This window comes from Mycobacterium sp. 4858, from assembly GCF_900240975.1.
Taxonomy (GTDB): domain Bacteria; phylum Actinomycetota; class Actinomycetes; order Mycobacteriales; family Mycobacteriaceae; genus Mycobacterium.
In genome coordinates this window covers 1,308,081-1,321,868 of record NZ_LT968775.1, presented here as the reverse complement: position 1 = coordinate 1,321,868, position 13,788 = coordinate 1,308,081, and the positions used below count along the sequence as shown (strand labels likewise).

The 13,788-nt window shown below is 68.2% G+C and carries 11 protein-coding genes; all 11 read left to right on the top strand.

Features of this window, described 5'->3' with window-relative positions:
- The first annotated feature begins 6 nt into the window (after window positions 1-6).
- The 11 genes from C1737_RS06210 (at window position 7) to eccA (ending at window position 13,622) form a co-directional block, all read left to right on the top strand.
- Entirely contained in the window at window positions 7-1,227 is a 1,221-nt protein-coding gene (locus tag C1737_RS06210; RefSeq protein WP_068094554.1) for a PPE family protein, read from the top strand.
- Window positions 1,228-1,688: 461 nt separating this feature from the next.
- Entirely contained in the window at window positions 1,689-2,930 is a 1,242-nt protein-coding gene (locus C1737_RS06205) for a PPE family protein (RefSeq protein ID WP_068094550.1), read from the top strand.
- Window positions 2,931-3,038: 108 nt separating this feature from the next.
- Complete coding sequence (locus tag C1737_RS06200) at window positions 3,039-4,271, top strand: PPE family protein (RefSeq protein ID WP_068094548.1); 1,233 nt, start codon at window positions 3,039-3,041, stop codon at window positions 4,269-4,271.
- Between the two features lie 420 nt (window positions 4,272-4,691).
- A complete protein-coding gene (locus C1737_RS06195; RefSeq protein WP_007172607.1) occupies window positions 4,692-4,991 on the top strand; it encodes a PE family protein in 300 nt (99 codons plus the stop codon).
- A 292-nt stretch (window positions 4,992-5,283) separates the two neighbouring features.
- Window positions 5,284-5,580: a WXG100 family type VII secretion target gene (locus C1737_RS06190; protein WP_007168951.1), complete on the top strand. Its 297-nt coding sequence runs from the start codon at window positions 5,284-5,286 to the stop codon at window positions 5,578-5,580.
- Window positions 5,581-5,627: 47 nt separating this feature from the next.
- Window positions 5,628-5,912, top strand: coding sequence for a WXG100 family type VII secretion target (locus C1737_RS06185; protein ID WP_046182844.1), 285 nt, complete (start codon window positions 5,628-5,630; stop codon window positions 5,910-5,912).
- A gap of 87 nt (window positions 5,913-5,999) precedes the next feature.
- On the top strand, window positions 6,000-6,902 hold the full coding sequence (locus tag C1737_RS06180) for an ESX secretion-associated protein EspG (RefSeq protein WP_068051748.1): 903 nt from the start codon (window positions 6,000-6,002) through the stop codon (window positions 6,900-6,902).
- Between the two features lie 266 nt (window positions 6,903-7,168).
- Window positions 7,169-8,680: a type VII secretion integral membrane protein EccD gene (eccD, locus tag C1737_RS06175; protein ID WP_068098560.1), complete on the top strand. Its 1,512-nt coding sequence runs from the start codon at window positions 7,169-7,171 to the stop codon at window positions 8,678-8,680.
- Window positions 8,658-10,574: a S8 family serine peptidase gene (locus C1737_RS06170; RefSeq protein ID WP_068098561.1), complete on the top strand. Its 1,917-nt coding sequence runs from the start codon at window positions 8,658-8,660 to the stop codon at window positions 10,572-10,574. Before eccD ends, C1737_RS06170 begins: the two co-directional genes overlap by 23 nt.
- A 19-nt stretch (window positions 10,575-10,593) precedes the next feature.
- Window positions 10,594-11,793, top strand: coding sequence for a type VII secretion protein EccE (gene eccE / locus C1737_RS06165; protein WP_068098562.1), 1,200 nt, complete (start codon window positions 10,594-10,596; stop codon window positions 11,791-11,793).
- On the top strand, window positions 11,790-13,622 hold the full coding sequence (eccA, locus tag C1737_RS06160) for a type VII secretion AAA-ATPase EccA (RefSeq protein ID WP_102417515.1): 1,833 nt from the start codon (window positions 11,790-11,792) through the stop codon (window positions 13,620-13,622). The genes eccE and eccA overlap by 4 nt, the downstream gene beginning before the upstream one ends.
- Window positions 13,623-13,788: the final 166 nt, after the last annotated feature.

Here is a 13,788-nt window from a genome sequence, read left to right as displayed (position 1 = left end):
GAGTCAATGATGTTGGATTTCGGGGCGTTACCGCCGGAGGTCAATTCGGCGCGGATTTATGCCGGTCCGGGGTCGGGGTCGTTGATGACCGCGGCGTCGGCGTGGAATGCGCTGGCGGCGGAGCTCAATGCGGCGGCGTTGAGCTACGACAAGATCATCACGGCGCTCAGCAGCGAGGAGTGGATGGGCCCGGCGTCGGCGACGATGGCCGCCGCGGTCCAGCCGTATGTGACGTGGATGACCACCACCGCGGCCCAGGCCGAGCAGGCGGCCACCCAAGCGCAGGCCGCCGCGGCTGCTTATGAGGCGGCGCTGGCCGCCACGGTGCCCCCGCCGCTGGTCGCGGCCAACCGAGCGCAAACCATGCAGTTGATCCAGACCAACGTGCTGGGCCAAAACACCCCGGCCATCACGCAGCTGGAAGCCCTGTACGGCCAGATGTGGGCCCAAGACGCCAGCGCGATGTACAGCTACGCGGGGCAGTCGGCGACGGCGACCAAGGTGACACCGTTCAGCGCGTCACCTCAGATCGCCAGCCCGTCGGCCCAGGCCACCCAGGGCGCGGCCGTCACCAGCGCGACGACCAACAGCACGGCCAGCAACACGGCCTCGGCGCTGTCCAAGGTGGTCACGTCGACGCCTACCACGTTGCAGGCCGCGGCGGCGCCGGCTGCTTCCGGGCCGCCCACGCCAACGTACAGCGAAATCTGGTATCTGCTGACGGGGCAGACCGCCTTCCCGACCAGCCTGGGGGCGCTCACGAACGGCTACAGCCCGTTCGCCAGCTTGTTCTACAACACCGAGGGTCTGCCGTACTTCAGTGTCGGTATGGGTAACTTCGGTGTGCAGATGGCCAAGACCCTGGGCATGATCGGCGGCGCGGCCCCGGCGGCGGCCAAGGCCCTGCCCGGCCTGGGCGGGCTGGGTGGTCTGCTCGGCGGTGGCGCCGGCGCGGTGCACCCGGCGGCGGCCATCGGCGGTGCGGCCTCCATCGGCGGCAAGCTGTCGGTGCCGGTGGCCTGGACGGGCGGCCCGGCGATCCCCGCGATGACCCACTCGGCCATCCCGGTCAGCGCCATCAGCGCCGCCCCCGAGGGCGCCGGGGGACCGGGCAACCTGCTCGGTGGCATGCCCCTGGCCGGCATCGGCAGTGGCACCCACGCCGGGGCCGGACCCCGATACGGGTTCCGCCCCACCGTCATGGCCCGACCCCCCTTCGCCGGATAACCGTCCGCAGCACGCGAAAGACGCTTTAGCGCGCGAAAAGTGCAGCGCTAAAGCGTCTTTCGGCGTTCGGCCGCCGACGGCAACGGCCGTGGCTGGCCTTGCCGTCCCGCACCGGGCGGCCCCCTTTCGTCGCAAGGTTTTCTGCGGCCGGATTTTTAACAGATACTCCGCGTTAGTCCCGGCCGGCTTGCCCAGGCCCAACCCCTATAGGGCGATCGAACCAATGCGGCGTTCATGCAGGTAGTGCCCGTGAACCCATGACATGAGCGCGAACCGCCGGGGCCCGTGCGGCTGGCCAGAAACTGCGGTCGACGAGTTGGCTTTCCTCCGGCCGACCGAGGTCGCCGCGAGCGACGAGGCCTCGCGGCGATCTAGCCTTCGCAACCAAGCAAATTGCTTGAAGCCATCCACGAAGGCCAATTGCGGGGGAATAGATGTCGTTCGAGTCGGGCGGTCCGTAAGTGTTCGACTTCGGGGCGCTACCGCCGGAGGTCAACTCCGGTCGCATTTATGCGGGTCCGGGCTCGGGGCCGATGATGGCTGCGGCGGCGGCGTGGGACGAGGTCGCCGCGGAGGTCGCGACCGCCGCCAGCGGCTACGGCTCGGTGATTTCGGAACTGACCGACGGCCCGTGGGCGGGGCCGGCGTCCTCGTCGATGTTGTCGGCGGTGCTGCCGTACGCGAGTTGGTTGAGTGCGGTAGCAGCGCTGGCGGAGGACACGGCTGGTCAGGGCCGGGCCGCGGCGGCCGCTTTCGAGGCAGCGTTTGCGATGACGGTGCCGCCTCCGGTGATCACGGCGAATCGAACTCTGTTGGCGACGTTGATCGCGACGAACTTCTTCGGGCAGAACAGCGCGGCGATCGCGGCCACGGAGGCTGAATACGCGGAGATGTGGGCTCAGGACGCGGCGGCGATGTATGGCTATGCGGCGGCCTCGGTGACGGTCACGACGCTGGCTCCCTTTGACCCCCCGCCGAGTACCACCAACCCGGATGGACTGGCCAACCAGGGATCAGCGGTGGCCCAGGCCGTCGAGCAGCCGGCGGGCGACGCCGCTCAGACCGCCGCCAACGCGTCGTCGCAGCTTTCCATCCCGCAGGTGCTGTCGGCCACCACCACCTCGCAAGCGACGCAGCAAGTCACGGCCGCCGCTACCGCACCGACCACAACCGGCGCCAGTCTGCAAGACGTCCTTCCGAGTCCGACGAACTGGTGGTCGCTCACGCCCGCTAACTACACCACGGTTCTGAAACAGACCTCGTCCCTCTTGTATCAGTCGAACGGTCTGGCCAACTTCGGCTGGTCGATGGGCCAGCAACTGACGTTCGGTCCCGGCGGTGCGACGGCGGGTGCCGGTGGTGCGTGGTTCCCGACGCCGCAGTTCGCCCAACTGGGGCTGGGCAACCTGGGCAGCATCGGCGGCGGAGCGGTATCGGCAGGGGCCGGAACGGCCTCTCACGTCGGGGCGCTGTCCGTGCCCCAGCAGTGGGCCACGCTGACCTCCGCGGTCGGCCCGGCCGATGCCGCCGGCGCCGAGGCCATCCCGGCGCAGGCGGCCGTTTCGGCGACCACCCCACCCGGCAACGCCCTGCTGCGCGGTGTGCCGACCGGCGCCATCGGCCGGCGCACCGCCGCCGCGGGCTACTCGCACAAGTACGGCTTCCGCTACAGCGTGCTCACACGCCCACCATCGGCCGGGTAGGGGGCCGGGAATGAACGCAGCTGGGATTGGGTGCCGGGCGGCTCGCCGCAACCGCATTTTCGTCAAATCAAGACCCGAGCCACGCCGCACAACCAGTTAAAGGAGTCAATGATGTTGGATTTCGGGGCGTTACCGCCGGAGGTCAATTCGGCGCGGATCTATGCCGGTCCGGGGTCGGGGTCGTTGATGACCGCGGCGTCGGCGTGGAATGCGCTGGCGGCGGAGCTGAACTCGGCGGCATTGGGCTATGAGAAGCTGATCACCGCGCTCAACAGTGAGGACTGGCTGGGGCCGGCGTCGGCGTCGATGGCCGCCGCGGTCCAGCCGTATGTGACGTGGATGACGACGACGGCCGCGCAGGCCGAGGAGGCGGCCACCCAGGCTCAGGCGGCGGCGGCGGCTTACGAGACCGCGCTGGCTGCGTCGGTGCCACCGCCGCTGATCGCGGCCAACCGCGCCGAGACGATGCAGCTGATCTCGACCAATGTGTTGGGGCAGAACACCCCCGCGATCACCCAGCTGGAAGCCCAGTACGGCCAGATGTGGGCGCAGGATGCCAGCGCGATGTACAGCTATGCGGGTCAGTCGGCGACGGCGACCAAGGTGACGCAGTTCAGCGCCCCCCCGAAGATCTCCAACGACACCGCCCCGGCCACTCAGAGCGCCGCGGTCACCAGCGCGACGACCAACTCGACGGCGACCAACACGTCGAAGGTCTTGCAGTCGTTGGCTCAGCCCACTACGCAGGCGACGACCAACGCGACGACCAATGCGACGACCACCGCCGCCACGCAGGCGACCCAGGATCCGTTCAGCTACATCTGGTACCTGTTGACCGGCCAGACCAGTTTGCCCACCAGCCTGGGCAGCGCGATCAATGGCTACAGCCCGTTCGCCAGCTTGTTCTATAACACCGAGGGTCTGCCGTATTTCAGTGTCGGTATGGGTAACTTCGGTGTGCAGATGGCCAAGACTCTGGGCGTGATCGGCGGCGCGGCCCCGGCGGCGGCCAAGGCCCTGCCCGGCCTGGGCGGGCTGGGTGGTCTGCTCGGCGGTGGCGCCGGCGCGGTGCACCCGGCGGCGGCCATCGGCGGTGCGGCCTCCATCGGCGGCAAGCTGTCGGTGCCGGTGGCCTGGACGGGCGGCCCGGCGATCCCCGCGATGACCCACTCGGCCATCCCGGTCAGCGCCATCAGCGCCGCCCCCGAGGGGGCTGCGGGACCGGGCAACCTGCTCGGTGGCATGCCCCTGGCCGGCATCGGCAGCGGCACCCACGCCGGGGCCGGACCCCGATACGGGTTCCGCCCCACCGTCATGGCCCGACCCCCCTTCGCCGGATAACCAGTGCCGGTCGCTCGCCAACATGACCTACGGGTTAACAGAGGGGGTCGGCTACGGGTGGAGACTCCGCGGCCGCAGGCCGGTTGCGGTGTACCCGGGACCACCGCAGGCGGGCGGTCCACCGGTTGCTAGCGGATCGTAGGGAAATAATGACAATCGGATTTTTAAGGGGCCTGCCCTGCGGCAGCACCCCGGCAGACGTCGACCAGGGTCTTTCTCCAACGACTCCGTCACAGTTTGCTGTGACGAAGCTGAAAGGGAGGCGAGCCGGGCCGGACGCTGTTACTGTGGCGTTACCAAAAATGAATTCGTCGTACCGTCACGTGAACAGTTGCAAACAGGCGGCTTCCGAAAGAGCTTGAAGGGCCGCCGTCATCTACTCTCTGCAGAGTCGGGGATTGAACTTAGGAGGGATCAAGCATGTCTTTCGTGACCACACAGCCTGAGGCTTTGGCTGCGGCGGCCGGAAACCTGCAGGCCATCGGCTCAACGCTGAGCGCTCAGAACGCGGCTGCAGCCGCCCCCACGACCGGAGTGGTTCCGGCGGCGGCGGACGAGGTGTCGGCGCTGACGGCGGCGCAGTTCGCAGCGCACGCGCAGATGTACCAGGCGGTCAGCGCTCAGGCGGCCGCCATTCACGAGGCGTTCGTGAACACTCTGTCGATGAGCTCGGGCTCTTACGCTGCAACCGAGGCGGCCAACGCAGCTGCTGCGGGCTGATCGGACCGGCGGTTGGATGGTTGGGACCGGACGTCATCGACGTGGTCTTCCGCCGCCTGACCGCCCAGCTACCGATGATCTCGGGGGCTGACGGCCGGACAACTCAAACGCCGGAGTTCGGGTTTGACGTCCGTCTCACCGTGTTACAGCGACCGGTGGCCGCCGGCTGACGGGAAGGGGGGATCATCCTTTTGTATTCGGCTCGGCGGTTCGCCAGCGCGTAACCGGTCCGGCCATCGTCGTAATCACCGCAAGTATCTGAGTACTCACGCAATAAAAGGAGACAGCCAACATGGCAACACGTTTCATGACCGACCCGCACGAAATGCGGGCGATGGCGGGCCGCTTCGAGGTCCACGCCCAGACCGTCGAGGACGAGGCCCGCAAGATGTGGGCGTCGTCGATGAACATCGCCGGCTCGGGCTGGAGCGGTCAGGCGCAGGCCACCTCGTACGACACCATGGGTCAGGTCAACCAGGCCTTCCGCAACATCGTCAACATGCTCCACGGGGTGCGCGACGGGCTGATCCGCGACGCGAACAACTACGAGCAGCAAGAGCAGGCTTCGCAGCAAATCCTCAGCAGCTAGCGCTAAAAACCGCGGCTGCGTACCATTCCAGACATTAGGAGACCGTTATGACAATCAATTACCAGTTCGGCGATGTCGACGCCCACGGTGCCTTGATCCGGGCCCAGGCCGCGTCTCTGGAGGCTGAGCACCAGGCCATCGTTCGCGATGTGCTTGCTGCGGGTGACTTCTGGGGCGGTGCCGGTTCGGTGGCCTGCCAGGAGTTCATCACCCAGTTGGGTCGCAACTTCCAGGTGATCTACGAGCAGGCCAACGCCCACGGCCAGAAGGTGCAGAGCGCCGGCAGCAACATGGCCAGCACCGACAGCGCCGTTGGGTCCAGCTGGGCCTAACCCCAACTTCAGGCGCGGCAGCACACCACACGTCGGTGTGCTGCCGCGTCCTGCGGTTATCGTGCACTTTGAACCCTCGAGGTATTGATGGACCAACAGACCGCCCGCACTGACATCACCGTTAACGTCGACGGTTTCTGGATGCTCCAGGCCCTTCTGGACATTCGGCACGTCGCCCCGGAGCTGCGGTGCCGGCCATATGTTTCGACCGATTCGAGCGACTGGCTCAACGAGCATCCCGGCATGGCGGTGATGCGCGAGCAGGGCATCGTCGAGAACGATCAGGTGAACGAGCAGGTGGCCGCCCGGATGAGGGTGCTCGCCGCGCCGGACCTCGAGGTCATCGCCCTGCTGTCCCGGGGCAAGCTGCTCTACGGCGTGGTGGACGACGAGAACCAGCCGCCCGGGTCACGTGACATCCCCGACAATGAGTTCCGGGTGGTGCTGGCGCGTCGCGGCCAGCACTGGGTGTCCGCGGTACGGGTGGGCAGCGACATCACCGTCGACGACGTCGCCATCGCCGACAGCTCCTCGATCGCGTCACTGGTCCTGGACGCGCTGGAGTCGATACACCACGCAGAACCGGCGGCGATCAACGCGGTGAACGTGCCGCTGGAAGAGATGCTGGAAGCGACGAAGTCGTGGCAGGAGTCGGGCTTCAACGTGTTCTCCGGCGGTGACCTGCGGCGGATGGGCATCAGCGCCGCCACTGTGGCCGCGCTGGGCCAGGCGCTCTCCGACCCGGCGGCCGAGGTCGCGGTGTATGCGCGTCAATACCGGGACGACGCGAAGGGCCCCAGCGCCTCGGTGCTGTCGCTCAAAGACGGTTCCGGTGGCCGCATCGCGCTCTACCAGCAGGCGCGGACGGCCGGGTCGGGGGAGGCCTGGCTGGCCATCTGCCCGGCGACCCCGCAATTGGTACAGGTGGGCGTCAAGACCGTGCTCGACACACTTCCCTACGGCGAGTGGAAAACCCACAGCAGGGTCTGACATTCGACGAAACACAAAGTTCACCAATGTCTTTGCACTCAACATGCGGTTGAGATGCCAACACGGCATACTTCTCTAAGAGATTTCAGCAAATCTCAAACCGGCGTCACCAAAGCTATTAATCGCAAGGCGGGGTAGATGGAATTCGGAATAGTCGAGCTGCACTTTCCTGGGGGCCGCAGCGCCCCGGAAAGCGGGCCGGCGCAGACCCCCGCCCGGCTGGCGGCGCGGGGCAACACGTTCACGACGGTAAGGGGTTCAGGGCGATGACTGCGGTAGTTGAAGCGCTACAGCCTGACGTTGAGGGAGTTTCGCAGCCTCGGGCGGTCGTGGTCGGCGTTATGGCCGGCGCGGGCGTACAGATCGGCGTCCTGCTGGACGCCAACGCCCCGGTGTCGGTGATGACCGAGCCGCTGCTGAAGGTGGTCAACAGCCGGCTCAGGGAGCTCGGCGAGGCGCCGTTGGAGGCCATGGGTCGCGGCAGGTGGGCGCTCTGCCTGGTCGACGGCACGCCCCTGCGGGCCACCCAGTCCCTGACCGAACAGGACGTCTACGACGGTGACCGGCTGTGGATCCGGTTCATCCAGGACACCGAGCATCGCTCGCAGGTCATCGAGCACATCTCCACCGCGGTGGCGGCGGACCTGAGCAAACGGTTCGCCGCGATCGACCCGGTCGTTGCGGTCCAGGTCGGCGCGTCGATGGTGGCGGCCGGCGTCACCGCCGCCTCGGGCTTGCTGCTCTGGTACCGGTGGCACCACAACTCCTGGCTTCCGACGGCGTACTCCGCGGTGATCGCCGCGGTGGTGCTCGGCGTCGCGTTGATGCTGCTGATGCGGGCGCGCACCGACCAGGATCGCCGCGTCGGCGACATCCTGTTGCTGAGCGGCCTGGCGCCCCTCACGGTCGCCGCGGCGGCGGCTCCCCCCGGCGGGGTGGGTTCCCCGCACGCGGTGTTGGGCTTCGGCGTGCTGACCATCGCCGCGATGCTGGCCGTGCGTTTCACCGGGCGCCGGCTGGCGCTGTACACCGCGCTCATCACCATCAGCCTGGTCACGGCGATCGCGGCCCTGGCGCGAATGGTCGCCATGACCAGCGCGGTGACACTGCTGACGAGCGTCGTCCTCGTGTGCGTGCTGGTTTACCACACCGCGCCGGCGCTCTCGCGCCGGTTGGCCGGCATCCGGCTGCCGGTGTTCCCCTCCGCGACCAGCCGGTGGGTGTTCGAGGCCCGGCCGGACCTGCCCACCACTGTGGTTCGCTCCGACGGTGGCCCCCCGGTTCTCGAGGGACCCGCGTCCGTCCGTGACGTCCTGGTGCAGGCCGAACGCGCCCGCTCCTTCCTGTCGGGTCTGCTGATCGGTCTGGGCGTGCTGATGGTCGTCTCGCTGGCGGCGTTGTCGGACCCGCACACCGGTCAACGCTGGTTGCCGCTGCTGCTGGCCGGCTTCAGCGCCGGGTTCCTGATGCTGCGCGGACGCTCCTACGTCGACCGCTGGCAGGCGATCACCCTGGCCGTCACCGCCGTCCTCATCGTCGGTGCGGTCGTGGCGCGGTACGCGCTCGTGTTGCAGTCGCCCCTGGCCGTGTCGATCAGCGCGGCGATTCTGGTGCTGCTGCCGGCGGCGGGGCTTACCTCCGCGGCCGTGGTGCCCAACACCATCTACAGCCCGCTGTTCCGCAAGTTCGTGGAATGGATCGAATACCTCTGCCTGATGCCGATCTTCCCGCTGGCATTGTGGTTGATGAATGTCTATGCAGCAATCCGCTACCGGTAGTAGCAAGGTGTGGCGAGGGCGCGCATCCGCTGCCGCCCTCGCCGCAATCTTGCTCGCCTCAGGAGCATTGGCCGGCTTGCCGCCCGCTTATGCGATTTCGCCGCCGACGATCGATCCGGGGGCGGTGCCGCCCGACGGTCCGCCCGGGCCGCCGGCGCCGATGAAGCAGAACTCCTACTGCACCGAGGTCGGGGTGCTGCCCGGCACGGACTTCCGGCTGCAGCCCAAGTACATGGACATGCTGAACCTGCAGGAGGCATGGCAGTTCGGCCGCGGTGCCGGCGTGAAGGTGGCCGTCATCGACACCGGCGTGAGCCCGCACCCGCGGTTTCCGCATCTGATCCCCGGCGGTGACTACGTCATGGGCGGTGACGGGTTGTCGGACTGCGACGCGCACGGCACCATCGTGGCCTCGATGATCGGCGCCGCCCCGGCCAACGGCGCGGGGGTGCCGCCGGCTGCGCCGCGCCGGCCGGTCACCATCCCCACCACCGAACCGCCGCCGAAAGCGCCGCCGCCCCAGACGGTGACGTTGTCGCCGCTGCCGCAGACCGTGACGATGGTTCCCCCCACTCCTCAGGAGGAGCCGCCCGCTCCCGGACCGTTCGGGGCGCCTCCACCGCAGCCGCCCGCGCCGGCCGGTCCGCCGCCAGGACCGCCGCAGGGTGGGCAGGCACCGCAAGGCGGGCAGGCACCGCAAGGCGGGCAGGCACCGCAGGGTGGGCAGGCACCGCAGGGCGGCGCTCAACCGGCGCAACCCGGCGGGCAGGCTCCCGCGGGCAACCGCACGGACGGCACGGTGACGATCCCGAGCTACTCCCATGGCGGGCACGTGGTCCGCGTTGACAACCCACGCCCGCTCGACCCACCGCCACCGCCGCCACCTCCACCGCCTGCGCCGTCGGCCGGTCCCGACGCGTTCAGCGGTGTCGCCCCGGATGTGGACATCATCGCGATCCGCCAGTCCAGCCAGGCGTTCGGTCTCAAGGACGCCTACACCGGCGACGAGGACCCGCAGACCCGGGCGAAGATCGATGACGTGCAGACGATGGCACGGGCGATCGTGCACGCCGCCAACATGGGCGCGCAGGTGATCAACATCTCGGACGTGACCTGCATGAGCGCCCGCAACATCATCGACCAGCGCGCGCTGGGCGCCGCGGTGCGCTACGCGGCGGTCGACAAGAACGCCGTCATCGTGGCGGCGGCAGGCGACACCAGCAAGAAGGACTGCAAGCAGAACCCGCCGCATGATCCCTTGCAGCCCAACGATCCTCGCAACTGGAACGCCGTCACCACGGTCGTGACACCGTCCTGGTTCAGCGACTACGTGCTGACGGCCGGGGCGGTCGACGAAGACGGCCGCCCGTTGACCCAGGGCGGTCAGGGGCAGGGATCGACGAGCGTGGCAGGTCCATGGGTGGGTATCGCCGCACCCGGCACCGACGTTGTCGGCCTATCGCCCCGGGACGACGGCGTCATCAACGCGATCGACGGACCCGACAACACGCTGCTGGTTCCGTCCGGCACCAGTTTCTCGGCCGCGATCGTGTCCGGCGTCGCCGCGCTCGTTCGCGCCAAGTTCCCCCAGCTGTCGGCTTACCAGGTCATCAACCGGTTGACCCGCACCGCCCGCGCACCGGCACGCGGCGTGGACAACCAGATCGGCCACGGCATCGTCGACCCGGTGGCGGCGCTGACGTGGGACGTGCCCGAGGGGCCGTTGAAGCCGCCGCAGCAACTTTCGGCGCCTCTGAACATCCCCAAGCCCACCCCGGCCCGCGATATGGTGCCGGTGTGGGTGGCCGCCGGAGGCCTGCTCGGGGCGTTACTGATCGGCGGGGGCGTGTTTGGTACGGCGATGCTGATGAAGCGATCGCGGAAGCAGCAATGAGGGCGGAGCAGTAACAGTCATGAAAGCTCAGCGCAGGTTCGGGTTGTCTTTGTCGTGGCCACGGGTCACGGCGGTGTTCCTGGTGGACATCGCCATCCTGGTGGTGGCGAGCCATTGCCCAGAGTCCTGGCAGGGCACCTACCGCATCGCGTTCTGGGTGGGTGTCGGCCTCGCTGCGTTGATCGCGCTGTTGTCGTTGGTGACCTATCACGGCATCACGGTGACATCGGGATTGGCGACCTGGCTGTGGGATTGGTCCGCCGATCCGGGCACCGCGTTGGGTGCGGGCTGCACTCCGCCGCACGACTTCCAGCGCCGGTTCGGGCGCGACAAGGTCGGCGTGCGCGAGTACGAGGGCCAGCTGGTGACGGTGATCGCGCTCAACGGGGGTGACGGCGACCCGTCGTCGCGACACCGGCACCGGACGTCGCCGCCCACCCTGTTAGTGCAGGCCGTCGCTGATGGCTTGCGCCAGTTCGATATTCACCTCGACGACATCGACATCGTGTCGGTGAAGGTGCGCCGCGGTGGTAACGCCGCGGAGTTGTCGAAGCTCGACGACTGGGGCCCCGAGGAGTGGGAGGTGGCCAACGGCGAGCCCAGCTCGTATGTCCGCCGGACCTGGCTGGTGCTGCGGATGAACCCACAGCGCAACATCGCCGCGGTGGCGGTCCGTGATTCGCTGGCTTCGACGTTCGTGGCGGCCACCGAGCGGCTTGCGCAGGATCTCGACGGGCTCACCTGCGCCGCAAGGCCGTTGACCGCCGAGGAGATCACCGAGGTGGACCGTGCGGTGCTGGCCGACCTGGAGCCGACCTGGAGCCGGCCCGGCTGGCGCCACCTCAAGCACTTCAACGGCTTCACCACCAGCTTCTGGGTGACGCCCGCCGACCTGTCCACCGACACGCTCGACGAGCTGTGGCAGGCGGACACCGTGGCCACCGTGCTGACCGTCCGGCTCACCGCTCGAGCGGGCCGGCCGCAGATTTCGGCGTGGGTCCGCTACCACAGCGAGAAGCGGCTGCCCCGAGACGTGTCCGCCGGCCTCAACCGCCTCACCGGACGTCAGCTGGCGGCCGTCCGCGCCAGCCTGCCCGCACCGGCCACCCGCGACCTGCTTGTCGTGCCGAGCCGCGGCCTGCGTGACGACGACGATGACCTAGTGCTGTCGGTCGACCAGCTGCGAGGGAGCCCGGCGGGCGTGCCTGTAGCCCAATGACGCGGCCGCAATCGACGGCTGAAGGCGCCCGCAACGCGATGGTCGCCGGCCTGTTGGCATCCGGGATATCGGTCAACGGGCTACAACCGAGTCACAACCCCCAGGTGGCATCGCAGATGTTCACCACGGCAAGCAATTTGGACCCCGGGATGTGCGACGCCTGGCTGGCGCGGCTACTGGCGGGGGAGCGCAGCATCGAGGTGCTCGCCGGCGCGTGGGCGTCGATCCGGACGTTCGGGTGGGAGACCCGCCGGCTCGGGGTCACCGATCTGCACTTCCGTCCGCAGGTTTCGGACGGCTTGTTCCTGCAGCTGGCCGTCACCAGCGTCGAGTCGCTTGCGTGCGCCTACGCGGCCGTTCTCGCCGAGGCCAAGCGCTACGAGGAGGCCGCGGAGCTGCTCGACGGGATCGAGCCCCGCCAGCCGTTCGAGCAGGAGCTGGTCGACTACGTGCGAGGTGTGCTGTATTTCCGGACCGGCCGCTGGCCGGACGTGCTCAATCAGTTCCCGGAGGGCAAGGTCTGGCGTCAGCCCGAGCTGAAGGCCGCCGGCGCGGCGATGGCCACCACGGCGCTGGCGTCGCTCGGTGTCTTCGAGGAGGCGCTGCGGCGTGGCCAGGACGCCGTCGAGGGTGACCGGGTACCGGGCGCGGCCAACATTGCCCTGTACACCCAGGGCATGTGCTTGCGACACCTGGGACGCGAGGAAGAGGCCGTCGAGCTGCTGCGCCGGGTCTATTCGCGGGATCCGAAGTTCAGCCCGGCCCGAGAAGCGCTGGACAACCCGAACTATCGACTGGTCCTGACCGACCCGGAAACCATCGAGGCGCGCACCGATCCGTGGGATGCGGACAGCGCGCCGACCCGGGCGGAGGTGGAGGCCGCGCGCCACGCCGAGGAGGCCGCGCGCTATCTCGCCGAGGGTGACGCGGAGCTCAACGCGATGCTGGGCATGGAGCGCGCCAAGCGGGAGATCAAGCTCATCAAGGCGACGACGAAGGTGAACCTGGCGCGCGCCAAGATGGGCCTGCCCGTGCCGGTGACGTCGCGGCACACCCTGCTGCTGGGGCCGCCCGGGACCGGTAAGACGTCGGTGGCGCGAGCATTCGCCAAGCAGCTGTGCGGCTTGACGGTGCTACGCAAGCCGGTGGTGGTCGAGACCAGCCGGACCAAGCTGTTGGGCCGATACATGGCCGACGCGGAGAAGAACACCGAGGAGATGCTCGAGGAAGCCTTGGGCGGGGCGGTGTTCTTCGACGAGATGCACACCTTGCACGAGAAGGGCTACCAGCAGGGTGACCCGTACGGTAACGCGATCATCAACACGTTGCTGTTGTACATGGAGAACCATCGCGACGAACTCGTGGTCTTCGGTGCGGGCTACGCCAAGGCCATGGAAAAGATGCTCGACGTGAACCAGGGTCTGCGGCGGCGGTTTTCGACGGTGATCGAGTTCTTCAGCTATACCCCGGAGGAGCTGGTCGCGCTGACCCGGTTGATGGGCCAGGAGAACGAGGACGTCATCACCGAGGAAGCGGCCCAATCCCTGTTGCCGTCGTACACCAGGTTTTATCTCGACGAGAGCTACTCCGAAGACGGCGACTTGATCCGCGGAATCGATACGCTCGGCAATGCCGGTTTCGTACGCAACGTGGTGGAGAAGGCACGCGATCACCGCAGCTTCCGCCTGGACGACGAGGACCTGGACGCGGTGCTGTCCAGTGACGTCACCGAATTCAGCGAGCGGCAGCTGCTGCGGTTCAGGGAGCTGACTCAGGAGGACCTCGCCGAGGGCCTCAGCGCGGCAGTCGCGGAGAACAAGACCACGTAAGCCCGCTCCGGTTCCCGCAGGGCGGTCGATGCACCCGGGTCCGATATCACCACGGCCGACGGACCTGCGAGCCGGTATCGACAACTCTGTGGCTTGGGCCGCGGCCCACGGTCGCGACGGTCTTTACACATCGTTTGAGCAAAGTCGGACGGTTGGCAACGTTCTG